Origin of the sequence: Rhizobium sp. AN5 (genome assembly GCF_900215255.1) — a bacterium.
Taxonomy (GTDB): Bacteria; Pseudomonadota; Alphaproteobacteria; order Rhizobiales; family Rhizobiaceae; genus Agrobacterium; species Agrobacterium tumefaciens.
This window is the reverse complement of record NZ_OCMJ01000004.1, coordinates 1917061-1941144: the sequence shown is the minus strand read 5'-3', so window position 1 is coordinate 1941144 and position 24084 is coordinate 1917061. Positions and strand designations below refer to the sequence as shown.

Below are 24084 nucleotides of genomic sequence, written 5' to 3'. Positions count from 1 at the left end.
TGTCGCGTGCATAGGCAGGCGTGACAGCTGATTGAAATATGGGAGTGGCAAGAATACAAAACAAGGTTGCATCATGCGATATTTCGCCAAATTGGAGAAAATTCTTGCGGGTAAAAAAAGAGGGCCGCCGGATAAATCCAGGGCCCTTTAAGTGTGAAGGTCAAAAACCTCCAGAGGGGAACAGCTGATGCGGTGGAACTGGGAGGAAAAGCCACCGTGTGCATCAACTGAGAGCGATATGGTGCTTTTTTGTGCACGAAACAACTCTTTTTTGTGCAGGTCAGGCATGCGTGCGATGCAGGTCTAGATATTTCCGGTATAATTTATGTGCAAAGCTTAAGTGCGGCGCGTCTGTCGCGCCGCCATCTTGGGACGGCCAACCCCATGAATTAGTATGATATTTTGTGGTGCTGGCCTATTTAAACGTCAGAAGTTCCAGTTCCGTGCCTTGGCAACGACGAAGTCGCGGAAGGCTTTCAGTTTTGCAGCGTTTTTCATCTCGTCCGGGTAACAGAAGTAAGTGTCGAACGAGGGAATATCGGCGGCAAGCGACAACTGAATCAATCCCGGATCGCGCCCGACGATGTAATCCGGCAAACAGGCGATACCTATTCCCAGCAGGCAGGCGCGCTTGATCGAGGTCTGGCTGTTGATCTGCAGATGCGGAATGCGGGTGTTGTCCGACGAGCGTCCCGCATTTTCCAGCCAGTTGACATCAAGCAGATAGTTGGGTGCCGGTTCGCCGAAGGAGATGATGCGGTGGTTGTCCAGATCCTCGATCGACTGCGGCTCGCCGTGGCGGTTGATGTAGGACGGCGCCGCATAGACGTGCATGTGCACCGTGAACAGCTTGCGCTGGATAAGGTCGGACTGTTGCGGCTGGCGCAGGCGGATGGCGCAATCGGCGTGGCGCATGTTCACATCCAGCTCCTCATTGTCGAGGATCAGCTGGATCGACATTTCCGGATAGAGCTGCAGGAATTCCTGCACCTTGTCCGTCAACCAACCCTGGCCGAGACCAACCGTCGTCGTCACGCGCAGCTTGCCGCTCGGCTTCTCTGTCGTTTCGGTCAGTTGCATCTTGACGGTTTCGAGCTTCAGCAACACGTCATGGGCGGTGCGATACAGCAGTTCGCCCTGCTCGGTGAGGATGAGACCTCTGGCGTGGCGGTGAAACAGTTTCACGCCAACATCCTGTTCCAGCGCGCTGACCTGGCGGCTGATGGCCGACTGGGACAAATGCAGCTTGTCGGCAGCGTGGGTGAAAGACCCCGCTTCGGCTGCGGCATGAAAAATGCGCAGTTTATCCCAGTCCAATGGCATTGCCATGCCTATCCTGCCTTTCGGTTATTCGGCTGCTACCGCAAGCGGCTGCTGCGCGGTGAGGTACCGTTCTGCTTCGAGGGCGGCCATACAGCCCATACCGGCGGCGGTGATGGCCTGACGGTATATGTCGTCGGTAACGTCGCCGGCGGCGAAAATACCTTCCACGTCGGTAGCGGTGGAATCGGGCGCGGTCCACATGTAGCCATTGTCCTTGAGCTTCACCTTGCCCTTGAACAGTTCGACGGCCGGCGCGTGGCCGATGGCGACGAATACGCCGTCGATGGGCGTGTCGCTGATCACACCGGTCTTGGTGTCACGCAGCCGCACACCCGAGACGGACGGCGGCATGGGCGGCTTGGCGGGAGCGCCGGTGATTTCGGCGATTTCCGTGTTCCACAGGATCTTGACGTTTTCCTTGGCGAAAAGCCGTTCCTGAAGGATTTTCTCCGAGCGGAAGCTGTCGCGGCGGTGCACGACGGTTACGGACTTGGCGATATGGGCGAGATAGAGCGCTTCCTCAACGGCAGAGTTGCCGCCGCCAACCACGATCACATCCTTGTTGCGATAGAAGAAACCGTCGCAGGTGGCGCAGGCGGAAACGCCGAAGCCCTGAAAGTGCTGCTCACTCTCGATACCGAGCCACTTGGCCTTTGCGCCCGTTGCGATGATCAGCGTGTCAGCGGTCCAGACCTGACCGGAATCGGTCTTGACCACGAAGGGGCGGGTGTTGGTTTCGACTTCGGTCACGAGGTCGCTGACGATTTCCGCACCCACATGCGTCGCCTGCTTCAGCATCTGGTCCATCAGCCAGGGGCCCTGGATCGGATCGGCAAAGCCCGGATAGTTTTCGACATCGGTGGTGATCATCAGCTGGCCACCCTGTTCCATGCCGGCAATCAGCACGGGTTTCAGCATTGCGCGGGCCGCGTAGATCGCCGCGGTATAACCGGCGGGACCAGAGCCAATGATCAATACCTTGGTATGGCGGGCAGACATGGAAACAATCCTTTTTAAAGTAGCGGGGCCTTTCGGCAGCAGAACATTCCAGCCGCATCACGGTGGACAGGCCGCAACCCCTTCGTTGCCCGGTATTTAAGGTTGTCTAGTGCCTTTATTCAAGGGCAGCCTTGCGTTACCAACAAGGCAGTTGTGGATGCGCGCGCAATTTTGTGACCGGCCGGCGGCATATTGTTGCGAATCCTGCGCCTGGTAGTACAAGGAAGTTCTCCGGCTTAACGAGGAACCTCTCCGTGACCAGCGTCGAACTCGATGCCATCGATCTGAAAATCCTGCGCGAATTGCAGCGCGACGGGCGCATGACCAACGTGGAGCTGGCCGAACGGGTCGGTATTTCCGCGCCGCCGTGCCTCAGGCGCGTCCGCAAGCTGGAAGAAGCTGACGTGATCGAGGGTTATCACGCCATGTTGAACGCGCCGAAGCTCGGTTTCGATCTCGTTGCCTTCTGCATGGTCGGCCTCAAGCGCCAGTCGGACAGCAATCTGAAAGCCTTTGCAGCGGCGACGGCCGGATGGTCGCTGGTGCGCCAGGCCTGGATGGTATCCGGCGAAAGTGATTTCCTTCTGCATTGCATCGCCAGAAACCTGACCGAGTTTCAGGATTTCGTCATCGAGGTTCTGACAGCGGACGAAAACGTCGACACCGTGCGCACCATGCTCACCATCCGTCAGGTCAAGCGCGTCGGTCTGGTGGAAATCTGATCGGCGGACCTTTGAGTGATTGCGCCGGCGCTTACCCGCGCCGCAACGCGTCGTAGATCGTGCCGAGGCTTGTCGCCTCTTTTTCCAGCGGAAATGCAGTGCGCACATGCGCAAGTCCGGCGCGGGCATGGTCCCTGGCGAGAGCAGGATCGGCAAGATAGGTTTTAATGGCATCCCGCAGGGACGCGTAGTCGCCGGCCTCAACGACCATGCCGGTCTCGCCCTTGACGATCATTTCCTCATAGGCGCCGGCATTGCTGGCAACGACAGCCGTCTCAGACGCCATGGCTTCCAGTGGCGTCAGGCCAAAGCCCTCGTTGCGTGACGGCGCGACATAGAGGGTCAGCCGCCGATACCAGGGCTTGATGTCGTCCACCTCGCCCTGAAACGCGATGCGGTCCGCAAGACCGGCTGCTGCGACATCGGCCACGAGCTTGTCGGCGAAGGCCTTGTGCTCTCCCGTCACGCGGCCGGAAACGACGGCCGTCCATTCGGGATAGTCGGGCAGGAGTTCGATCATGGCGCGCACGAAAAGGTCTGTGCCCTTCTGGTGGCGCACCCGTCCAAAACATCCGATGAGATATTGCCCCGGCAGGCCGGTCGAAGCGACCGTATCCTCCGGGCCGGTTGCGGGGTGAAACAGCTCGGTATCGACGCCATGCATGACGACGCTGTGTGGTACTTCCAGAAACGAGCCTGAGCGGCCGCTTGTCGCGACGACCGCATCCATTTTCGAAATCAGAAAGCGGGTATAGGCGGAATGTCGCCTTTGCGCCGCCGAGGTGAACATCAGCTTCACCTGCATGCGCAGCACGTCACGCATGAGAATGCCCGGCAACATTTCGAGATTGCGGCGGGCGTGCCAGATGCGCGGACCGCTGAGCGGGCCGTTTTGCCAGAGCCGCCACAGATCACGGAAGCGCACATGTGGCAGATGCTGCGGCAGGCCCGGGCCGATGACGGCCACTTTCTGACCCAGCCGGTTTTGTACCGGAATAAGCTGAACGATGGTGGAGGTAACGCCGGAGAGCCTGCGCTTGAAGTTCGGCGCAAGCACCTGCACATCTTTCAGACTGGCGTGGGACAAGATGGGCTTCCGTCTTTGCGGCTAAGGCAGGATGTTCAGTTCAGGATATCAATGCAATGCGCCCCAGGGGCGCATTGCATGAAAGGGCAGATCAGCCCCACTGTACGGCGAGAATCTCGTAACCCTTGGCGCCGCCCGGTGCGTTGACTTCGATGCTGTCACCGACTTCCTTGCCGATGAGGGCGCGGGCGATGGGCGAGGAAATGGAAATGCGTCCAGCCTTCACATCGGCTTCCTGGTCGCCAACGATCTGATAGATTCTTTCCTCGTCGCTATCCTCGTCGATCAGCTTGACGGTGGCGCCGAACTTGATCTTGGAACCGGACATCTTGGACAGGTCGATGACTTCCGCGCGTGCGGTCAGATCTTCGAGTTCGGTGATGCGGCCTTCGTTATGGCTCTGGGCTTCCTTGGCAGCGTGGTATTCGGCGTTTTCCGAAAGGTCGCCATGGGCGCGCGCCTCCGCAATTGCCTCGATGATACGGGGACGCTCCTCCTGCTGGCGAAAGCGCAGCTCCTCCTGCAGCTTGATGAATCCACCGTGCGTCATCGGTACTTTTTCTACCATTTTTTTATCCTTCGCAGTCCTGTCGCTTTACTTGCAGACACAAAAAGAAACAGGTTCCGGAGGGGAACTCCGGAACCATGCCAAAATCATAACTAAGCCGACTATATCAGAAGACGACAGCGAAATGCCAGCAAATTTGAGACGGGCATTTTCTTGCATTCGTTCAGGGCTTTAACAGATGAGATTGACATTTTTCAATAGAACATATAGTGAACATAACCATGAAGAAGTCAATCAGGCAACGGCTGGCCATTCTTTCCGATGCGGCCAAATACGATGCGTCCTGTGCCTCCAGCGGCACGACGAAACGCAGCTCTGCTGCATCCGGCGGACTTGGCTCCACGGAGGGGTCGGGCATATGCCATGCCTATGCGCCAGATGGGCGCTGCATTTCGCTCCTGAAGATACTGCTCACCAATTTCTGCATCTATGATTGCGCCTATTGCATCAATCGTTCTTCGAGCAATGTCGAGCGGGCGCGGTTTACTGCCGAGGAGGTGGTGTGGCTGACGCTGGAGTTCTATCGGCGCAACTATATCGAGGGGCTGTTTCTCTCTTCCGGCATTATCCGCTCGTCCGATCATACGATGGAAGAGATGGTGCGGGTGGCGCGGGAACTGCGCGTAACACATGGCTTTCGCGGCTATATCCATCTGAAATCCATTCCCGAAGCATCGCCAAAGCTTATTGAGGAAGCGGGGCTTTACGCCGACCGGCTGTCGATCAACATCGAATTGCCGACCGATAGCGGCGTCAGCCGTTTTGCGCCGGAAAAGCAGCCCGCCAATATCCGCCGCTCGATGGCCGATATCCGCCTGAAGATCGAGGAGGCGGGGGAGCCGACTGTCAGGACGCGAAAGACCAAACGTTTTGCGCCTGCCGGACAGAGCACGCAGATGATCGTGGGGGCGGATGGGGCTGATGACAGCACCATTCTGTCCACCAGCGCCCGGCTTTATGGCAGCTATGGTTTGCGGCGCGTCTATTATTCGGCTTTCAGCCCCATTCCGGATTCGTCGAAGAACCTGCCGCTCATCAAACCGCCTTTGATGCGGGAACACAGGCTTTATCAGGCCGACTGGCTTTATCGTTTTTATGGGTTCGACATTGGTGAAATAACCGCGATCGGCGGTAACGGTATGCTCGATCTCGATATAGATCCGAAGCTTGCCTGGGCGCTGAAAAATCGCGACCGTTTTCCGGTGGACGTGAACGTGGCGGATCGTGAAATATTGCTGCGCGTGCCCGGCTTCGGTACCAAGACGGTCGCCTCGATCCTGTCTTCACGCCGGTTTCGACGGTTGCGGCTGGAGGATATCGCCCGCTTCGGCGTTTCCGTGAAAAAGGTGAAGGCCTTCATCGTCGCCGAGGGCTGGACGCCGGGCAAGCTGACAGAACGGCCGGATTTGCGAGCGATGTTTGCTCCGCAGCCCGAACAGTTATCGCTGCTGTGATGTACGGCCCGGTTCTGGAAGGGCGGGGCGATTTCGGAGAGTGGCGTGATGCGGCGCGCGCGGCTCTCGCCGCCAATGTGCCGCCGGAGGCGATTGACTGGCGGTTGCGGGATGACAAAGCGGGGCTTCTCGATTTTGCCGGAGAGCCTTTGCCGGCGGCCCGTGCGGATGACGTGCAGGTATCCGTTCCAGCCTCCTTTCTGACTTTGGCGCAAGCGATTATCTGTCATAGCGATCCGGGTCGTTTCGCACTGCTTTACCGGTTGCTGTGGCGGCTGAAGCGGGATCGCGCCCTGTTGCAGTTCAAGTCCGATGCGGATGTTTCCGAAGCCCGGCAGCTTGAAAAATCGGTCCGTCGCGATTGTCACAAGATGACGGCCTTTGTTCGCTTCAAGGAATTATCCTTGCCGCAGGGGCAGGGCGGGCGGCGGCGCTTCGTCGCATGGTTCGAGCCGGATCACTTCATCGTCGAGCGTACGGCCCCGTTTTTCCAGCGGCGGTTCACGGATATGGACTGGCTGATCGCGACACCCAACGGCTCCGCGCGGTGGGACGGAAACGTGCTGGAGACATCGCGGCAGGCCGCGTCCAAGCCTGAGCTGACGGATGAAACGGACGAGCTGTGGCGAACCTATTATGCCAATATATTCAATCCGGCGCGTCTTAAGATAAAAGCGATGACGGCAGAGATGCCAAAGAAATACTGGAAGAATCTACCGGAAGCCGAGCTTATTCCAGGTCTCGTTCTCGGTGCCGAGGCGCGGGTGCTGGAGATGGCGGCAAAGGCTGCGAGCCAGCCGCAACCATTCCATCACCGCCTGCAGGCGGCGGCCTCGGCGCGTGAAGAGCCGCCACTGGCGCCGGACGGTACGCTCGCTTCATTGGCGCGGGAGGCTGGCCAATGCACGCGCTGCGCCCTGCATTGCAAGGCAACGCAGACGGTATTCGGCATGGGACCTGAAGATGCGAAAGTGATGATCGTCGGGGAACAGCCGGGAGATCACGAGGATCTTGCCGGAAAACCTTTCGTCGGTCCCGCTGGTCGGCTGTTCGACCGGACGTTGGTTGAAGCCGGTATTGACCGCAAAAAGCTTTATGTCACCAACGCCGTCAAACACTTCAAATATGAGGCCCGCGGCAAGCGGCGCATCCACCAGCGACCGGATGCGGGCGAGGTGCAGCAATGCCGCTGGTGGCTTAACAAGGAAATCGAGCTGGTACGGCCGAAGCTTATCGTTGCCATGGGTGCAACTGCGCTTTATGCGCTGACGGGCGGAAAGGAAAAGGTCTCCGAGGTTCGGGGTCGCCCGATTCCGATGCAGGAGGAGCGGACGCTTTTTGTCACGGTGCACCCTTCCTATCTTCTTCGCCTTCCCGACTCGCGGCAGAAGCAGGCGGAAATGCAAAATTTCAGGAATGAAATTGATTTTATAAGATTATTCGAATAGACCGTTTTGTGTATTGCTATGTTATATTGGATGATCATCGATGTCTTCATCGATATGATTAAATTTTTGTTTATTGGTTATTTTTATTGAAATTTTATACTTGATACTATAATTCAGCTATTTATATTTATTCATTGCGTGGATGTATGATGCTCGGCGAACTAGATCTTGCAACAGTGATACTGATGCAAAAGTGTTCTTACATTGTTGGAATGCTGAGTTTTATATATCTGAAGCTCACAAATCGTGGTTTGCGCGGCCCGACATCTCTTGCAGCAGGCTTCGCAGCCATGGCTGCCGGCTCCACGCTCGCTGGGTATGGTGAGTGGGGAATAATGTCTCCGGCCTTGTGGCAATTCGGCAGCATCGTCTTCGGTATTGTGGGTTATGCGCTGATCTGGCTTGGCCTGAAAATCCTGAGCGACGGACGTGCTGCCAGCAGGAGGACAGTGTCAACTGTCTGTTTCATTGCCTTGCTGGCAATTGTCCTTGCACAGCAGGTGGCTGACAACAACGCTTATCGTGCGGCCCTGTTCAACGGCTGTGCGGCTCTGGCCTATCTTGCGGGAGCGGGCGGGCTTTTCGCGCGGTGGCGCAAGGAGCCACTCCTGTCCCGCTTCGCGCTGGGCGCGATTGCGGGTATTTCCGGCCTGATTTCGTTGTCGGTGGCAAAGAGCGTGCTTTTGCCCCAATACGCCACCATCGATCTGGTCAATGCGTTTTTCTTGATCATCATGTTGAACTTCGCCATTGCGCTGTTCGTGATGATGCTGGTAGCCGAGCGGTCAGAGCGGAAATTGCTGGTTCTCGCCAACACCGATCCTCTGACGGGCGTCAAGAACCGTCGTTTTTTCTTCCAGGCCATGCCGGCGGTGCCGGGTCCCACCGATGCGGCGATGCTGCTCGATATCGACCACTTCAAATCAATCAACGACCGCTTCGGCCACGCCGTCGGCGACAGCGTTCTTCAGGAAGTGGCGAAGCGTATCGGCGGCAGCATACGCGGTGGTGACGTGCTGGCGCGTTACGGTGGCGAGGAGTTCATCATCTTCCTGCCGGGTGCCGGTGTTCAAAAGGCTTCCATGATCGGAGAACGCATTCGCGATGCGATTGCGATAACCGAAGTCGATTGCGGCGGTTTGCGTGTCGGCGTGACGATCAGCATCGGCGTCGCAACCAGCGGAGATGTGCGCTGCGATCTTCAGACCCTGGCGGAAATGGCGGACCGCGCCCTTTACCGCGCCAAGACAGATGGGCGTAATTGCGTGCGAGAAGCGCTGGCGGCATGAGGCTTTTGAGCTTTTTGTGAGACAATGCAAAACGCCGCAGGCATGACCCGCGGCGTTTCCATGATCTTCGTTGTCGGCTGGTTTTACAGGAAGTAGCTCTGCAAGGGCTTCACTTCGAGGTTGCCGGCTTTCAGCGCCTTGATGGCAAGGGCTGCTGCTTCGGCACCGGCCATCGTGGTGTAGTAGGGCACTTTCTGCATCAGCGTTGCGCGGCGCAGCGACTTCGAGTCGGAGATCGCCTTGTTGCTGTCGGTGGTGTTGATGACCAGCTGTACCTGACGGTTGCGGATGGCGTCTTCGATATGCGGACGACCTTCCTGCACCTTGTTGATCTTCTCGGCGTTGATGCCCTGTTCAGCAAGGAAACGCTGGGTGCCGCCGGTTGCCAGTACCCTGAAGCCGCTCTCGACCAGAATACGGATTGCGGGCAATACGCGGTCCTTGTCGTCGTCGCGCACCGAGACGAAGACGGTGCCGGAGCGCGGCAGGTCGACGCCGGCGCCGAGCTGGCTCTTGGCGAAGGCCAGTGCGAAATCGGTGTCGAGGCCGATGACTTCGCCGGTCGAGCGCATTTCCGGTCCGAGCAGAATGTCGACGCCGGGGAAGCGGGCGAACGGGAAAACGGCTTCCTTGACGGCGATGTGCTTCAGGTTGCGCGGGTCGGGTTTCTTGCCGTAAGCGGCAATCGCCGCATCAAGCTTCTCGCCGGCCATGACACGGGCAGCGATCTTGGCAATCGGCGCACCGATGGTTTTTGCAACGAAGGGCACCGTGCGCGAGGCGCGCGGGTTGACTTCGAGAACGTAGATCGTGCCGTCCTTGATCGCGTATTGAACGTTCATCAGGCCACCGACGTTGAGCGCCTTTGCAAGCGCCGTCGTCTGGCGTTCCAGTTCGTCGAGGGTTTCCTTGCTCAGCGAACGGGACGGCAGCGAGCAGGCCGAGTCGCCCGAGTGGATACCGGCTTCTTCGATGTGCTCCATGATGCCCGACACGAAGACGCTTTCGCCGTCGCACAGTGCATCGACGTCGACTTCGACGGCGTTGGTCAGGTAGCTGTCGAACAGAAGCGGGTTCTTGCCGAGCAGGGTGTTGATCTGGCCGGTCTTGTCGTTCGGGTAACGCTGCTTGATGTCCTCAGGTACGAGGCCCGGAACCGTGTCGAGCAGATAGGTCTGGAGCTGGCCTTCCGAATGGATGATCTGCATGGCGCGGCCACCCAGAACATAGGACGGACGCACGACCAGCGGGAAGCCGATTTCCGAAGCGACGAGGCGCGCCTGCTCGACCGAATAGGCAATGCCGTTGTTCGGCTGGGCGAGGTCAAGCTTCATCAGCAGCTTCTGGAAGCGGTCGCGGTCTTCGGCAAGGTCGATCATGTCAGGCGCGGTGCCGAGGATCGGGATACCGTTCTTTTCAAGCGCTTCTGCCAGCTTCAGCGGCGTCTGGCCGCCGAACTGTACGATGACGCCGACCAGCTCGCCCTTTTCCTGTTCGGCGCGCATGATCTCGATCACGTCTTCGGCCGTCAGCGGTTCGAAATAGAGGCGGTCGGAGGTGTCGTAGTCGGTCGAAACCGTTTCCGGGTTGCAGTTGATCATGATCGCTTCGAAGCCTGCATCCTTCAGCGCGAAGGCGGCATGGCAGCAGCAATAATCGAACTCGATGCCCTGGCCGATACGGTTCGGACCGCCGCCGAGGATGACGACCTTCTTGCGGTCGGAAACCTGCGCTTCAGAGCGGGCGGCGCCGACGAAGGGGATTTCATAGGTCGAATACATGTAGGCGGTGGGCGAGGCGAATTCTGCTGCGCAGGTATCGATGCGCTTGAAGACCGGGCGAACATTGAGGCTGTTGCGCAGTTCGGCCACTTCCTTCGGGCGCTTGCCCGTCAGAATTGCCAGGCGGGCGTCGGAAAAGCCCATGGCTTTGAGCATGCGCAGGTTCTCTGCGTCCTGCGGGAGGCCTTGCTCACGGACACGGGCTTCCATGTCCACAATTGCCTTGAACTGGGCGATGAACCAGGGGTCGATCTTCGAGTTTTCGTGGACTTCTTCTTCCGTCATTCCCATGCGCAGCGCCTGGGCAACCATGCGCAGGCGATCCGGCGTCGGCGTGCCGATGGCGGCGCGGATGGCGTTCTTGGAGCCTTCGCCCTCTTCAAAGCCGGGGATTTCGATTTCATCGAGACCGGTGAGGCCGGTTTCCATGCCACGCAGCGCCTTCTGCAGCGATTCTGCGAAGGTGCGGCCGATGGCCATGACTTCACCGACGGACTTCATGGCCGTGGTGAGGATCGGCGAGGCGCCCGGGAACTTCTCGAAGGCGAAACGCGGGATCTTGGTGACGACGTAGTCGATCGACGGTTCGAACGATGCAGGCGTCGCGCCGCCGGTGATATCGTTTTCCAGCTCGTCGAGCGTATAGCCGATGGCGAGCTTGGCGGCGATCTTGGCAATCGGGAAGCCGGTCGCCTTGGAGGCGAGAGCGGACGAGCGCGAAACGCGCGGGTTCATTTCGATGACGACGAGGCGGCCGTCTTTCGGGTTGACGGCGAACTGCACGTTCGAGCCGCCGGTTTCCACGCCGATCTCACGCAGCACCGCAATGGAGGCGTTGCGCATGATCTGGTATTCCTTGTCGGTCAGCGTCAGCGCTGGCGCAACGGTGATGGAATCGCCGGTGTGGACGCCCATCGGATCGATGTTTTCGATGGAGCAGATGATGATGCAGTTGTCCGCGGTGTCGCGGACCACTTCCATCTCATATTCCTTCCAGCCGAGAACCGATTCTTCGACCAGCACCTCGGTGGTCGGCGAAGCGTCGAGGCCGCCCGAGACGATGTCGAAGAATTCGGAGCGGTTATAGGCAATGCCGCCGCCGGTGCCGCCGAGCGTGAAGGACGGGCGGATGATGGCGGGCAGGCCGACATGGTCGATCGCCTGGGCGGCGATTGCAATCGCATGCGCCATGTAACGCTGCTTGCGGTCGGTCTCGCCAAGGTTCCACTGGTTTTCCAGATCGTCCAGCGCCTTGTCCAGTTCCGCACCGGAAAGCTTCGCCTTCAGTTCGGCGCGGGCAGCTTCGTGCTTCTTGCGGTCGGCGTCCTTGATTTCAGTGGCGTTGGCCAGCATGGACTTCGGCGTTTCGAGGCCGATGCGGGCCATGGCCTCGCGGAAGAGGGCGCGGTCTTCGGCCATGTCGATGGCTTCGGGCTTGGCGCCGATCATTTCCACATTGTAGCGGTCGAGAACGCCCATGCGCTTCAGGGACAGCGCGGTGTTGAGTGCGGTCTGGCCGCCCATGGTAGGAAGCAGCGCGTCCGGGCGTTCCTTGGCGATGATCTTGGCAACGACTTCCGGGGTGATCGGCTCGACATAGGTTGCGTCGGCAAGGCCCGGATCGGTCATGATTGTGGCCGGGTTGGAGTTGACCAGAATGACCCGGTAACCCTCTTCCTTCAGCGCCTTGCAGGCCTGGGTGCCGGAATAGTCGAATTCACATGCCTGGCCGATGACGATCGGTCCTGCGCCAATGATGAGGATGGACTTGATATCTTGGCGCTTCGGCATGGCTCTCTCGTTCCGCGTTTTGGTTGCGCAAAACACCAGCCAGGGTGAAAGATCACCGGCCGGGGCGCGCAATTCAAAGTTTTCAGGCTAGAAGCGGCTTATAGGCAAATGTTTTTGAGAACGGAACCCCATAAATTCCGGAATCGACAGAAACTCTTAACCCGCCGGTGTATGCGCGGCGAAACGGGCCTGCACCGCCGCGCTATGGGAGCGGCTGACGGGTATTTCCGAGCCGTCTCGTGTAATGACGTGCAGACGGCCAGCCTGTTTACGCAAGGAGACGACGTCGGAAATGGCAATCCAGTGGGAACGGTGCACCTGCAAGCCTTCCGTCAAGCCTATTTCTTTCAGCGCATCGGCAAAACGCAGCAGAACGAGCTGACGGCCGCGCGTGGTGATGATTTCGGTATAGTGGTCCTGCACCGACAGCCGCAGCAATTCTCCGCGCTTTTGCGGCGGCAGCCGCTCCAGCAGCGGCGCGGTAGTTTTTGCCTCACCTTTGGCATCTCCATTGGCGTCCGAAACGGCATCCGCGGCCGTTGCGCGTGACTGGTAGGCCGTGAGGTAGCTCAGCAGGCAAAAGATGGCGCAGAGCGGCAGGGCCGACAGGCTGCTTTTCAGAAAGGCCGCGAAACCCATTTCCCTGCCGGAAAAGATTTGGTTCATGATGGAAAGCAGCAGCCCGATGGGCAGGGCCGCCGTCAGCGAACCGATCATCATGCGTGTCAGCATATTTTCAATGCTGCCGGCAAGGATGGTGTTGGCGACGATGGAAAAGGATATGGCGAACGTCCATGCGCCAGCCTGAACGATTGTCCAGTAAAGCAGCCGATCGGCGAAACTCATGGTCTCACTTGTCCCGAAAGGGCCGGTCAGAATGAAGATCGCCAATATGGCGAGAAAGGTCAGCCACAGTCTGCGTGATTGCAGGATGGCGTGCATTTCACGAAGCGTGGACTGCAAAGAGAGGTGATCCACGAAGTTTTCCTGCGGTTGACGCCAATGCGTTTTTCTTTCGCGCATGTTTTGCCGAAGTTAGCGGTAATTTCAACCGGGTCAAAACGCTTCACCATGTCACTCCAGCCTTTGCTAGACGCACCGCTTGCCGTGCAATTCCATGTCGCCACCGTTGTTCCGGCCGCGATTCTCGGCGCCTTCATTTTCCTTCGCCGCAAAGGAACCGCCATCCACCGGCTACTCGGCAAGATCTGGGTGACGCTGATGGTCATGACGTCCGTTTCGACCTTCTTCATCCATGAATTAAGGATGCTTTACGGTTTCAGCCCGATCCATCTTCTCTCGGTTTTCACCATATATGGCTGTCTGCAATCGGTCCTGTTCGCGCGCAGGGGCGAAATCAGGCGCCATATGAGGATCATGCAGAGTGTTTATCTCGGCGGTATCGTCATCGCAGGCGGTTTCACCTTCGTTCCGGGGCGGATCATGCATGAGGTTGCTTTCGGTGACGGTCAGCCGGGTCTTGTGGTGCTTTTCGCGGGCGTGTTCGTGTTTGCCCTGCTGTCTCTGACCATCTTCAGGCAAAGGCGGCGAGCCTCCTGAACGAATGCGCCCACCTCCGCTTTCTTCCGGAACAAGATGTATTATAGTGCCGTTATAAGGTTGCCTGTTGAGGCGACGTTTGCGGAGAGAAAAGCATGGAATGGAGAGGGCGCCGCCAGTCGGACAATATCGAGGATCGGCGCGGCATGTCGGCGGGATCGGGGCCATCCGGCAACGATCCGTTTTCGCGTGGCGGAATGCGCGTGCCGATCGGACGTCGCGGCGGCGGCATCGGCATCGGCGGTCTTCTGCTGATCCTGCTGATCAGCTGGGTGCTCGGCATCAATCCGCTGACGCTGCTTTCGGGCGGTGACATTTCACTGGATGGCGGCGGTACCACGCAGCAATCCGGCCAGCAGGCGGGCACTCGGCCGCAGGGCCAATCGTCCGACGAGACGACGGCTTTCGTGCGCACTGTGCTGGCTGAGACCGAAGATACGTGGAGCGGCATTTTCCAATCCGCCGGCGAGACCTATCAGAAACCGACCCTTGTGCTGTTTTCCCGGCAGGTTGCGTCTGCCTGCGGTTCTGCTTCGGCGGCCAGCGGTCCGTTCTATTGCCCTGGTGACCGCAAGGTCTATCTCGACACCAGTTTCTTCAGTGAACTGGACAAGCGTTTCGGCGCGTCTGGCGATTTCGCGCAGGCTTACGTGATTGCGCATGAGGTGGGTCACCACGTCCAGAACCTGACCGGTGTCCTGCCGGAGTTCAACCGCCGCCGCCAGTCCATGAGCCAGGTGGACGCCAACAAGATGTCGGTGCGTGTGGAGCTTCAGGCGGATTGTTATGCCGGTATCTGGGGCAAGTTCACCGAACAGAAGGGCATTCTGGAAACCGGTGACCTTGAGGAAGCGCTCAACGCCGCTCACCAGATCGGCGACGACACCCTGCAAAAGCAGACTCAAGGATATGTGGTGCCTGACAGTTTCAACCACGGCACGTCGGCGCAGCGCATGGAATGGTTCAAGCGCGGCTTCCAGAACGGACGCGTCGAGGACTGCGACACCTTCTCGGCGAATATCTGAGAATCAAATGAACGAGGGGGCTTTTCAGCCCCCTTTTTATTCAGCGCATCAACAGCGCCACGGCATACATGCCAAGCGCGAAGATCGTATGGGCAACGAGGTTGAGAAAGCGAACCTTGTTCGGGTTCGGCGTCTTCGATGCCGCCCAGCCGATGCCGAGGCCAGGTTGCAGCAGGAACCAGCCCGCGCCGACCGTGACGATGCCCACGATCCAAGGCTGAATGAAGGAAGGCTCTGAAAACCACGAGGCCGGCACTATGAGGGCGAGAATGATGCCGTAGAGAATGCCGACGGCATAATGCGAGACCCAGCCGAGCGCCAGTTCATGCTCGTAAGGTGCGGCCGTCGCGATAGTATCGTGGAATATCCGGCCCTTCGGCACATGCCAGAACCAGCGGCCGACCGGTGCCCAGTTCGGAGCGGACTGGCCGAAAAACCGGTGCAGCACAATAGCCCATATATCCATAAACACGGTGCCACCCACCCCCATGGCAATACCGCGCCAAATCAAATCCAGCATAGATCCCTCCGCAAATCATGATCGATCAAGCTCTAGCTGATCGTGTGAGTGGCGTGAACAGGGTTTTTCGCTTGCTGGGGGCGGACAAGAAAAATGGCCGGATCGCTCCGACCACAATGAAGACTGAAACGTCTCCTCCGTCATGCCGGACCAGATCCGGGGTAACGGTGCGATGGTCTCACCAGTGAGCTATTCTCGCTCTACGCAGCACGCCCATATTCAGCCTGCCGCCGTGTTGCCGTGGCGAGCTGGAACTGCGCAAGCAATTCGTTGAGCGCCGCCGCTTCCGAGGCGAGGCCGTGGCTTGCCGCAGTCTGTTCTTCGACCATGGCGGCATTCTGCTGGGTGCCCTGATCGATGGTGTTGATGGCGGTGTTGATTTCCTGAAGTCCGGTGGACTGTTCGCGCGACGACGTTACGATGGCGTCGATGTGGCGGTTGATCTCCTGGACTTCGCGGACGATGGTTTCCAGCGCCTTGCCGGCATTGCCGACGAGATCGACACCGGATTGCACCTGCGATGTTGAGGCGTTGATCAGCGTCTTGATCTCCTTCGCGGCATTTGCAGAGCGCTGGGCAAGCTCGCGCACTTCCTGTGCGACGACGGCAAAACCCTTGCCTGCCTCACCGGCGCGCGCGGCTTCCACGCCGGCATTCAGCGCAAGCAGGTTCGTCTGGAAGGCGATTTCGTCGATCACGCCAATGATGTTGCTGATCTCCGACGACGATTTTTCGATGCCTTCCATGGCGCGAACAGCGTCCTCGACGATGATGCCGGACTGCTCGGCATTGTTGCGCGTGCGGTCGACCAGACGGCCTACCTCTTCGGCACGGCGGGCGGAATCCTTGACCGTTGTGGTTATTTCCTCAAGCGCTGCCGCAGTCTCCTCGACAGAGGCGGCCTGCTGCTCGGTGCGCTTGGCCAGATCGTCGGCAGACTGGCGGATTTCTCCAGCACCGGCATCGATTGCGCGTGCATTCTGGCCGACTGTGCTCAAGGCAACGTTCAGCTTGGCGACAGAGTTGTTGAAGTCGTCGCGCAAGCGGTCGATGCGGGTCACGAAAGGCGTCTCGATCCGGTAGTTGAGGTCGCCGTTCGAGAGGTGCTTCAGTCCCTTTGCCAGCGAATCGACGGCGAACTGGATGTCGGCGGCGTCTTTCGCCGCCAGTCTTTCGCGGTCGTTGCGCTCCTGTTCGGAAAGTGTGCGGTTCTGTTCCGCGTCACCTTCAAGACGCAGACGTTCCGTGGCGTTCGATTTGAATACCGCAACCGCCGCAGCCATCGAGCCGATCTGGTCACTGCGCTCCTGGCCTGGAATGGCGACATCGAGATTGCCGGCGGCAAGCCCTTCCATGGCAGCAGTCATCTGCGTGACGGGGCGAACAATGAAACGGCTGAGAACGGTTGCCAGCAGGGCGATCATGATCGCGGCGGCAAGGATCGTCGCGATGGTTGCCGCGAGGCGAAATTGGCCGATCGCGCTGTAGGCGACGTCGGAATCGACAACGAAACCGAGATACCAATCGACCGATGGCAGACCGGCGACGGGAATGAAGCTGGTGATCTTGCCCTTGCCGTCGATCTCGGTTTGCGAAATCGCGGAAGAAATTGCCGGTGTATCAACCTTGAAGAGATCGGTCAGCGGCTTGTCGACGAATTTCGCATCGGGATGCATGAGGATCTTGCCGTCCTTGCTGACGAGGAAGGCGTATCCGTCCTTGCCCGCATCCACCGACTTGATCATCGTTACCAGCGAATCCAGCGAGAAGTCGCTACCCGTCACGCCGGCCAGCTTGCCGTTGATGGACACGGGAATGGCGGCAGTGATGATAAGGCCGCCGGTCGAGGCATCGCTATAGGGCTCGGTACTGGCTTGCCGGCCTTAACGGCGTCCAGATACCAGGGGCGCTTGCGCGGGTCATAGCCTTCCGGCAATGGCAATTTCGGGAAAGTCGTGAAACTGCCGCTTTCGGCATTGCCGAAATAGGTGGACATGAACTGAGCCGTCAGCACGTCGTTCTGGAGGAACTGCAGCTTGGCGTCGTCATCTGGGAGCTTGGCGAGCGTCTTCGCAACCGTTTCGGTCAGCATGATGCGGCCGTTCAGCCAGTTGGCGATGCTTTGCGCTGCCTGCTTGCCGGACGAATCGATATTTTCCGCCACGGCTTCCGTTGTCACCTGGTGCTGAAGACTATCGATATAGAAGGAAAAGCCGGCAAAAGCGGCGACGACAAGCGATGACGCCGCAAACAGAATGCGCGTCATGAGATTGGTTTTTTTGGGCAAGCTACACGTCCTTGGAACCAGATGTGCCCATTCGGCTCATCTTGGAAAATAATGGGAAAGACATGCCTCAATGGCGGGAATATTCTGCGTCATGCAGCTTATGGTTTGAAAGAACTTCGCGATATTCTAATGCGTAAAGTGAAATGGTAAAATTCGGCTAAATTTGTTTTATGTCACGCCGTTTCGGCACAAGTGGACGTAAAATTGCCGTTCTGCGTAAATTTTGATCATTGATCGGCAAAGGTTGCGTGCAGGAAGGGAATATTTTATTCATCACCTGCTGCCATTGCGCAATTCGCGGGCAATGGCCAAAATTCAGGTGAATTACAATGTCTTCGTCGGTTGTTGCAGAAACCGTTCCCTCCGGATCGGGGTCGTGGCTTTCGCATTTCAAGGCTACGCTTGCGCTTGGAATTCCGCTTGTCGGTGCGCAGCTCGCGCAGCTTGGCATCCACACTACAGATATGGTCATCGTCGGTCAGCTCGGCGCTGAGAAGCTGGCGGCCATGGTGCTGGCCGGGCAGTTCTTCTTCGTCGTCTTCATTTTCGGCTCGGGATTTTCCGTGGCCGTGGTGCCAATGGTAGCGCAGGCTTACGGGCAGGGCGATGCGACGGCTGCCCGCCGCTCGCTACGCATGGGCATGTGGGTGGCAATCGCGTACTGGATTCTCGCCTTGCCGATATTCTTCAATGCCGAGCGCATTCTGGTCTATCTCGGGCAAAACCCCGAAGTTGCGGCGCTGACCGGCCATTATCTCGCCATCGCCAAGTTCGGCCTTTTGCCGGCGCTGCTTTTTTACGTACTGCGCGGGCTTGTCAGTGCCATCGGCCGTGCCGGTATCATTCTGTATGTCACCATCATCATGCTGGTGATGAACGGTTTGATGGCTTATGCGCTAGTCTTCGGCCATTTCGGATTGCCGGTGATGGGCATGAACGGCGCGGCCGTCGTTGCCGTCATCGTCAATGCCTTCAGCTTCGTCTTCATCGTCGCTTATGTGCAGACGCGTGAGGAAACCAGGAAATACGAGCTGTTCGTGCGCTTCTGGCGGCCGGACTGGCATGCGCTGTTCGAAGTGTTGCGCCTTGGCCTGCCGATCAGCATCACCATCCTTGCCGAAGTGACGCTGTTTGCGGCCGCTTCGATCCTGATGGGACAGATTGGCACCGTGCAGCTTGCGGCGCATGGCATCGCTCTGCAACTTGCCTCCATCGCTTTCATGATCCCGCTCGGCCTGTCGCAGGCGGCGACCGTGAGGGTCGGTGTCGCGTTCGGTCAGGGTGATTTCAGGAACCTCGTGCGCGCCGCCATCATGGTTTACGCGATCGCCTGCGGCATTGCCGTTTGCGGCGGCATCCTGTTTGCGGCTGTTCCGGAATTTCTGGCGAAGTGGTTTCTTGACGCAAAGTTGCCGGAAGCGGCGGAAGTGCTTGCCTACGCAAGCAGCCTCGTGGTGATCGCCGGCATCTTCCAGTTGGTCGATGGTATCCAGGCCGTGACAGCAGGCTTGCTGCGCGGATTGAAGGATGCGCGCATTCCGGCGATGCTGGCGCTGATTTCCTATTGGCCGATCGGGCTGGCGCTGGCCTGGACCATGGCCTTTCCGCTCGGCTTTGGCGGACGTGGCGTCTGGTTCGGTTTCGTGATTGGCCTTTCGACGGCGGCCGTTCTCCTGACTATACGTTTCGTCATTCTGGTGAAGCGTGAAATGAAAACGGCCCGCTGAAAGCGGGCCGTATATCTTTCCTGATTTTCCGAAGATGTCTCAGCGCTCGGCGAGCGCTGCCTCACCTTGTCTCTCGCGCAGCAGATTGACGAAGCGGCGGAAGAGATAGTGGCTGTCCTGCGGGCCGGGCGATGCTTCCGGATGGTGCTGGACGGAGAAGACCGGCTTGCCGACGATGCGCAGGCCGCAATTGGTGCCGTCGAACAGCGACGTGTGGGTTTCTTCGACGCCATCAGGCAGCGACTTGGCGTCAACCGCAAAACCGTGGTTCATGGACACGATTTCCACCTTGCCGGTGGTGAAGTCCTTGACCGGATGGTTGGCGCCGTGGTGGCCCTGATGCATCTTTTCAGTCTTGGCGCCGACGGCCAGGCCAAGCATCTGGTGGCCGAGGCAGATGCCGAAGATCGGCAGGTCGCTGTTGATGAGGTTCTGAATGACCGGTACGGCATATTCGCCTGTCGCGGCCGGGTCTCCCGGACCGTTGGAAAGGAACACGCCATCCGGCTTCAGTGCCAGAATGTCTTCGGCGGATGTCTGGGCCGGAACCACCGTGACCTTGCAATCGAGGCCGGCGAAGAGGCGCAGGATGTTGCGCTTGACGCCGAAATCCACGCAGACGACATGGTACTTGGCATCGGCTTCATTCAGCGTGCCGTAACCCTCATTCCAAACCCAAGGCGTTTCCGTCCAGGTGGAGGATTGGCCGGATGTGGCTTCGATGGCGAGGTCGAGGCCGACGAGACCGCTCCATGCCTTGGCTTCCGCCTTCAGCGCCTCGATGTCGAACACGCCGTTCGGATCATGGGCGATTACCGCGTTCGGTGCGCCGTTTTCGCGGATCCATGCCGTCAGCGCGCGCGTGTCGATGCCGCAAAGGCCGATGACGCCGCGGGCTTTCAGCCAGGCATCCAGATGTTTGGCGGCGCGGAAGTTCGAAGGGTCGGTGATGTCGGCCTTGAAGATGACGCCGACTGCGCCGCGGCGGGCGGCAGGCGTCAGGTCTTCGATGTCTTCCTCATTGGTGCCGACATTGCCGATGTGCGGGAAGGTGAAGGTGACGATCTGGCCGAGATAGGACGGATCGGTCAGGATTTCTTCGTAACCGGTCAGCGCGGTGTTGAAGCAGACTTCGGCCTGTACCTTGCCGGTTGCGCCGATGCCCGTTCCCTCGATCACTGTGCCATCGGCAAGAACAAGCATTGCGGTCGGTTTGCGGGTAGTCCAGGGCGCTGTCTCGGTCATCTCGTTCCGTTTCTGCCGCTTCGCACCCCGCCTCTTGAAAGGCAGGGGGAGAGGGGCCATTTTTTGTCGCAGGCTTCGTGACATAAAGGGGCGCGCGAAAAACTCGCGTTTTGACCCTTCGTTAAAATCTCGTGCAGGTGCCGGAAAATAACGAAAGCTGCTTAAACGGTCAACCGCAGGCTCAAGATTTACGCGGAATTAAACCTTCGCACATTCAAGGGCTTATGCATTTGATTTGCTTGAGCGGGTTTGCTCGGTTATGTCGTTTCGAAAAATAAGGTGGAAAGTTTCCGCGTCGAGAAGCTGCGGACTGCACTTTCCCAAGGAGAAGAAGAAATGATGCGCGACACGTTCGCTAATACTCTGAAAGACGCGCTGAAGGCTCGTGACGCCCGGCGTACATCGACCGTGCGTCTCATCCAGGCGGCCATCAAGGATCGCGATATTGCCAATCGCGGCGTGGGCAAGGACCCCGTCACCGATGACGAGATCATGCAGATACTGACCAAGATGGTGAAGCAGCGGGAAGAGTCCGCCAGCATCTATGATGGCGCCGGCCGCGCCGAGCTTGCCGCTCAGGAGCGCGAGGAAATCGTCATCATTAAGGAATTCATGCCGGAAGAAATTCCGGCCGAAAAGGTACGCGAATTGTGCCAGGCCGTCATCAGCGAAACCGGCGCCTCCGGCCTGCGTGACATGGGCAAGTGCATGAATGCGCTCAAGGAGCGTTATCCCGGCCAGATCGACTTTGCGAAAGCCTCCGGCGTCGTCAAGGATTTGCTGAAGTAGGTTTCGTCCGTTCGGAAAAAGTAAAGGCAGGGCAGCCATGGCTGCCCTGCCTTTTTGCTGCCGACGAAGGCGCATTTCGGCGGATCAAAATGCGGTCACGCGCAGGCGTTTTTCGGGGGACGTGCCTGCGGGCGTCAGCAGCTTTATGAGAATGTCCGGGCGCTGCCTTTGAATATGTTTTATACCTCGGCGACGGTTGGCTCAAATTACAAAAACATAATTTTTTGTGATGATGCGCTGCCATAAATTTGCCCGAAGCGGGCGACAGCGGCGATACGGTTTTATTGCGATGGCCTGTGAATATCGGGTATTCCGGTTCTTTGGGTTTGGTACTGACCCCTTTCTGCGCTTATATGAAAGACTGGCCTCGAACAGGTAACCCATGCGATTTTCCAATTCTTTTCTCGATGAGATACGCGACCGCGTGAACATCTCCGATGTGATCGGCCGACGTGTGTCCTGGGATAAGAAGAAGACCAATACGCCGCGGGGCGATTATTGGGCCTGCTGCCCGTTCCATGGCGAAAAAAGCCCGAGTTTTCATTGCGAGGATCGCAAGGGGCGATACCATTGTTTCGGTTGCGGTGTTTCCGGCGATCATTTCCGGTTTCTCACCGATCTCGAGGGGTTGAGTTTCCCCGAAGCCGTTCAGCAGATTGCCGACATGGCCGGCATCTCCATGCCGCAGCCCGATCCGCAGGCTGAGAAGCGCGAGCGCGAGCGCACCTCGTTGCAGGACGTCATGGAAATGGCGACGCTGTTCTTTCAGGATCAGTTGCAGACCGCGCTAGGTGCGCGGGCGCGGGCTTACCTGCGCGATCGCGGGCTGACTGGGCGCACCATCGAGACATTCAGGCTCGGTTTTGCGCCAGATAGCCGCAATGCGCTGAAGGAGCATCTGGCGAGCAAGGGTGTGGCGCGCGAACAGATGGAAGCCTGCGGGCTGGTGGTGCATGAAAACGTGCCGGTTTCCTATGACCGCTTCCGCGACCGCATCATGTTCCCGATCCTGTCGTCGCGCGAAAAGGTGATCGCTTTCGGCGGCCGCGCCATGGCGGCGGATGCGGTGGCCAAATATCTGAACTCCAACGAGACCGAGCTTTTTCACAAGGGCAATGTTCTCTACAATTTCGCCCGCGCGCGGCGCGCCTCGCAAGCTTCCGGTGGCACCGTCATTGCCGTCGAAGGTTATATGGATGTCATTGCGCTTTATCAGGCGGGTGTCGAAAATGCTGTCGCCCCGCTCGGCACGGCGCTGACGGAAAGCCAGCTTGATCTCCTGTGGAAAATGTCGCCGCAGCCGATCCTCTGCTTTGATGGCGACGGCGCCGGTATTCGTGCCGCCAACCGCGCAGCCGATCTCGCCTTGCCGCATATCAAGCCGGATCGTTCGGTGAGCTTTGCGCTTTTGCCCGACGGAAAAGACCCTGATGATCTCGTGCGGCTTGAGGGGCGTGCGCCTTTTGACCGTGTGCTTTCCGAGGCAAAACCGCTCGCCGCGATGATCTGGAGCCGCGAGACGTCGTCGGTGACTTTCGATACGCCTGAAAAGCGTGCCCAGCTTGAAAGCCGGCTGCGGCAGATCGTTGCCGTGATCGGCGACGAGGCGGTGCGGCGTTTTTACCAGCAGGATATGCGCGACAGGCTGAATGCCTTTTTCCAGCCGCGTTTTCAGCAGGGCGGTTCGCAGGGTGGAAATTTCCGCCGCGATGGCCAGCAGGGTAATGGGCGCGGGTTCCAGCGGAACGCTTCCGGACGGGGTGGAGCCATGGCTGCGCCGGCCAGCAACATTTCCGACCGGCTTACCCAGTCGGGTCTGGTCAGGGGGCACCAGACCAAGCCTTCACTTCGCGAAAGCGTTCTCGCCATCACAATCGTCAACCATCCCGAACTGCTGCTTGAGGAATATGACGAGATCGCCGCGATCGATTACGAGAACCGCGATCTGCAACGCCTGTGGTCGACTGTGCTGACCTTTGCTGCGGAAAGTGCGGCCGAGATTTCGCGTGCAGGGCTGATCGAGCGCCTGTCGCAGCAGGGTTTCGAGGTGCTTTTGAAAACCATGGACCAGCAGGTGCGCAATGCGCGCCTGTGGACGGCCACGGAACAGGCGGCGCTGGAAGATGCGCGTGAGGGATATGTGCAGGCGCTTTCCCTGCACAAGAGGACGAAATCCCTGCTCTGGCAGAAGCGCGAGCTGGAACGGGAAATAGGCGAGGCGACGGACGACGAACGCGGCACGCTTCTGGTGCGGGCACTGGCCGAAGTTCAGCTGGAAATCGGCCGAATGGAAAATCAGGAAGCGATCATCGATGGTTTCGGCGTCATGTCCGGCCGGGTAAAGGGTCCGGCGGTCGGCCATGGCTGAGGACTGCGGCCAAGAATAGAAAGACGTGTGGGGTTGCCTTTTGCTGCAAGCGCCCTAAATAGGGGGTAGTCTGGTGATAACTCGCAAAATGCGGCCCTTTT

17 protein-coding genes and 1 pseudogene are annotated in these 24084 nt (G+C 58.7%); 9 read left to right on the top strand and 9 right to left on the bottom strand.

Annotation, left to right across the window (positions count from 1 at the left end):
* Nucleotides 1–426: 426 nt before the first annotated feature.
* Both CRP02_RS22180 and trxB read right to left on the bottom strand, forming a co-directional pair.
* Nucleotides 427–1323 carry a LysR family transcriptional regulator VtlR gene (locus CRP02_RS22180; RefSeq protein ID WP_003513405.1) on the bottom strand — a complete coding sequence of 299 codons (897 nt, stop codon included), beginning with the start codon at nucleotides 1321–1323 and terminating at the stop codon, nucleotides 427–429.
* Between the two features lie 24 nt (nucleotides 1324–1347).
* Nucleotides 1348–2322, bottom strand: a complete 975-nt coding sequence (gene trxB / locus CRP02_RS22175) for a thioredoxin-disulfide reductase (protein ID WP_003513403.1) — start codon at nucleotides 2320–2322, stop codon at nucleotides 1348–1350.
* Nucleotides 2323–2576: 254 nt separating this feature from the next.
* Between trxB and CRP02_RS22170 the strand changes: the two genes are divergently transcribed.
* Complete coding sequence (locus CRP02_RS22170) at nucleotides 2577–3044, top strand: Lrp/AsnC family transcriptional regulator (RefSeq protein ID WP_003513401.1); 468 nt, start codon at nucleotides 2577–2579, stop codon at nucleotides 3042–3044.
* Nucleotides 3045–3075: 31 nt separating this feature from the next.
* Here the strand turns inward: CRP02_RS22170 and CRP02_RS22165 are convergent, their stop codons facing one another.
* A complete protein-coding gene (locus CRP02_RS22165) occupies nucleotides 3076–4131 on the bottom strand; it encodes a glycosyltransferase family 4 protein (protein WP_097172304.1) in 1056 nt (351 codons plus the stop codon).
* 91 nt (nucleotides 4132–4222) lie between these two features.
* Nucleotides 4223–4699: a transcription elongation factor GreA gene (gene greA, locus CRP02_RS22160; RefSeq protein ID WP_003513396.1), complete on the bottom strand. Its 477-nt coding sequence runs from the start codon at nucleotides 4697–4699 to the stop codon at nucleotides 4223–4225.
* A 221-nt stretch (nucleotides 4700–4920) separates the two neighbouring features.
* On the opposite strand from greA, the gene CRP02_RS22155 reads away from it, so the two are divergent.
* The 3 genes from CRP02_RS22155 (at nucleotide 4921) to CRP02_RS22145 (ending at nucleotide 8890) form a co-directional block, all read left to right on the top strand.
* Nucleotides 4921–6153 (top strand): putative DNA modification/repair radical SAM protein, encoded by a 1233-nt coding sequence (locus tag CRP02_RS22155; protein WP_097172303.1) that lies wholly within the window; start codon nucleotides 4921–4923, stop codon nucleotides 6151–6153.
* Complete coding sequence (locus tag CRP02_RS22150; protein WP_097172302.1) at nucleotides 6153–7601, top strand: UdgX family uracil-DNA binding protein; 1449 nt, start codon at nucleotides 6153–6155, stop codon at nucleotides 7599–7601. The genes CRP02_RS22155 and CRP02_RS22150 overlap by 1 nt, the downstream gene beginning before the upstream one ends.
* Before the next feature lie 149 nt (nucleotides 7602–7750).
* On the top strand, nucleotides 7751–8890 hold the full coding sequence (locus tag CRP02_RS22145) for a GGDEF domain-containing protein (protein WP_097172883.1): 1140 nt from the start codon (nucleotides 7751–7753) through the stop codon (nucleotides 8888–8890).
* An 83-nt stretch (nucleotides 8891–8973) separates the two neighbouring features.
* On the opposite strand, the gene carB is transcribed toward CRP02_RS22145, so the two are convergent.
* The gene (gene carB / locus CRP02_RS22140) at nucleotides 8974–12462 is read right to left on the bottom strand and encodes a carbamoyl-phosphate synthase large subunit (protein ID WP_097103002.1); all 3489 of its coding nucleotides are present in this window, start codon (nucleotides 12460–12462) and stop codon (nucleotides 8974–8976) included.
* A 156-nt stretch (nucleotides 12463–12618) separates the two neighbouring features.
* Nucleotides 12619–13485: a LytTR family DNA-binding domain-containing protein gene (locus CRP02_RS22135; protein ID WP_179784099.1), complete on the bottom strand. Its 867-nt coding sequence runs from the start codon at nucleotides 13483–13485 to the stop codon at nucleotides 12619–12621.
* Between the two features lie 48 nt (nucleotides 13486–13533).
* On the opposite strand from CRP02_RS22135, the gene CRP02_RS22130 reads away from it, so the two are divergent.
* Together CRP02_RS22130 and CRP02_RS22125 are read left to right on the top strand one after the other, a co-directional pair.
* On the top strand, nucleotides 13534–14022 hold the full coding sequence (locus CRP02_RS22130) for a DUF2306 domain-containing protein (protein ID WP_097172301.1): 489 nt from the start codon (nucleotides 13534–13536) through the stop codon (nucleotides 14020–14022).
* Nucleotides 14023–14117: 95 nt separating this feature from the next.
* Nucleotides 14118–15047, top strand: a complete 930-nt coding sequence (locus CRP02_RS22125) for a neutral zinc metallopeptidase (protein WP_097172300.1) — start codon at nucleotides 14118–14120, stop codon at nucleotides 15045–15047.
* A gap of 40 nt (nucleotides 15048–15087) precedes the next feature.
* Here the strand turns inward: CRP02_RS22125 and CRP02_RS22120 are convergent, their stop codons facing one another.
* Both CRP02_RS22120 and CRP02_RS22115 read right to left on the bottom strand, forming a co-directional pair.
* Nucleotides 15088–15567 (bottom strand): DUF2938 domain-containing protein, encoded by a 480-nt coding sequence (locus CRP02_RS22120; RefSeq protein WP_038491718.1) that lies wholly within the window; start codon nucleotides 15565–15567, stop codon nucleotides 15088–15090.
* 200 nt (nucleotides 15568–15767) lie between these two features.
* Nucleotides 15768–17854 (bottom strand): annotated as a pseudogene (locus CRP02_RS22115) (methyl-accepting chemotaxis protein).
* Nucleotides 17855–18183: 329 nt separating this feature from the next.
* On the opposite strand from CRP02_RS22115, the gene CRP02_RS22110 reads away from it, so the two are divergent.
* Nucleotides 18184–19581, top strand: a complete 1398-nt coding sequence (locus CRP02_RS22110; protein ID WP_097172299.1) for an MATE family efflux transporter — start codon at nucleotides 18184–18186, stop codon at nucleotides 19579–19581.
* A 39-nt stretch (nucleotides 19582–19620) separates the two neighbouring features.
* On the opposite strand, the gene carA is transcribed toward CRP02_RS22110, so the two are convergent.
* Nucleotides 19621–20826 (bottom strand): glutamine-hydrolyzing carbamoyl-phosphate synthase small subunit, encoded by a 1206-nt coding sequence (carA, locus tag CRP02_RS22105; RefSeq protein WP_003513375.1) that lies wholly within the window; start codon nucleotides 20824–20826, stop codon nucleotides 19621–19623.
* A 339-nt stretch (nucleotides 20827–21165) separates the two neighbouring features.
* Here carA and CRP02_RS22100 point away from each other — a divergent pair, with 339 nt between their 5' ends.
* Both CRP02_RS22100 and dnaG read left to right on the top strand, forming a co-directional pair.
* Nucleotides 21166–21615: a GatB/YqeY domain-containing protein gene (locus CRP02_RS22100; protein ID WP_026330775.1), complete on the top strand. Its 450-nt coding sequence runs from the start codon at nucleotides 21166–21168 to the stop codon at nucleotides 21613–21615.
* Between the two features lie 382 nt (nucleotides 21616–21997).
* Nucleotides 21998–23983 (top strand): DNA primase, encoded by a 1986-nt coding sequence (dnaG, locus tag CRP02_RS22090; RefSeq protein ID WP_013636554.1) that lies wholly within the window; start codon nucleotides 21998–22000, stop codon nucleotides 23981–23983.
* Nucleotides 23984–24084: the final 101 nt, after the last annotated feature.

Coding starts and splice junctions, on each gene's coding strand:
- CRP02_RS22180 (WP_003513405.1), bottom strand. CDS start 1,323: ATGCCATTGGACTGGGATAAACTGCGCATTTTTCATGCCGCAGCCGAA.
- trxB (WP_003513403.1), bottom strand. CDS start 2,322: ATGTCTGCCCGCCATACCAAGGTATTGATCATTGGCTCTGGTCCCGCC.
- greA (WP_003513396.1), bottom strand. CDS start 4,699: ATGGTAGAAAAAGTACCGATGACGCACGGTGGATTCATCAAGCTGCAG.
- CRP02_RS22155 (WP_097172303.1), top strand. CDS start 4,921: ATGAAGAAGTCAATCAGGCAACGGCTGGCCATTCTTTCCGATGCGGCC.
- CRP02_RS22150 (WP_097172302.1), top strand. CDS start 6,153: ATGTACGGCCCGGTTCTGGAAGGGCGGGGCGATTTCGGAGAGTGGCGT.
- CRP02_RS22145 (WP_097172883.1), top strand. CDS start 7,751: ATGCTCGGCGAACTAGATCTTGCAACAGTGATACTGATGCAAAAGTGT.
- carB (WP_097103002.1), bottom strand. CDS start 12,462: ATGCCGAAGCGCCAAGATATCAAGTCCATCCTCATCATTGGCGCAGGA.
- CRP02_RS22135 (WP_179784099.1), bottom strand. CDS start 13,485: ATGCGCGAAAGAAAAACGCATTGGCGTCAACCGCAGGAAAACTTCGTG.
- CRP02_RS22130 (WP_097172301.1), top strand. CDS start 13,534: ATGTCACTCCAGCCTTTGCTAGACGCACCGCTTGCCGTGCAATTCCAT.
- CRP02_RS22125 (WP_097172300.1), top strand. CDS start 14,118: ATGGAATGGAGAGGGCGCCGCCAGTCGGACAATATCGAGGATCGGCGC.
- CRP02_RS22120 (WP_038491718.1), bottom strand. CDS start 15,567: ATGCTGGATTTGATTTGGCGCGGTATTGCCATGGGGGTGGGTGGCACC.
- CRP02_RS22110 (WP_097172299.1), top strand. CDS start 18,184: ATGTCTTCGTCGGTTGTTGCAGAAACCGTTCCCTCCGGATCGGGGTCG.
- carA (WP_003513375.1), bottom strand. CDS start 20,826: ATGACCGAGACAGCGCCCTGGACTACCCGCAAACCGACCGCAATGCTT.
- CRP02_RS22100 (WP_026330775.1), top strand. CDS start 21,166: ATGCGCGACACGTTCGCTAATACTCTGAAAGACGCGCTGAAGGCTCGT.
- dnaG (WP_013636554.1), top strand. CDS start 21,998: ATGCGATTTTCCAATTCTTTTCTCGATGAGATACGCGACCGCGTGAAC.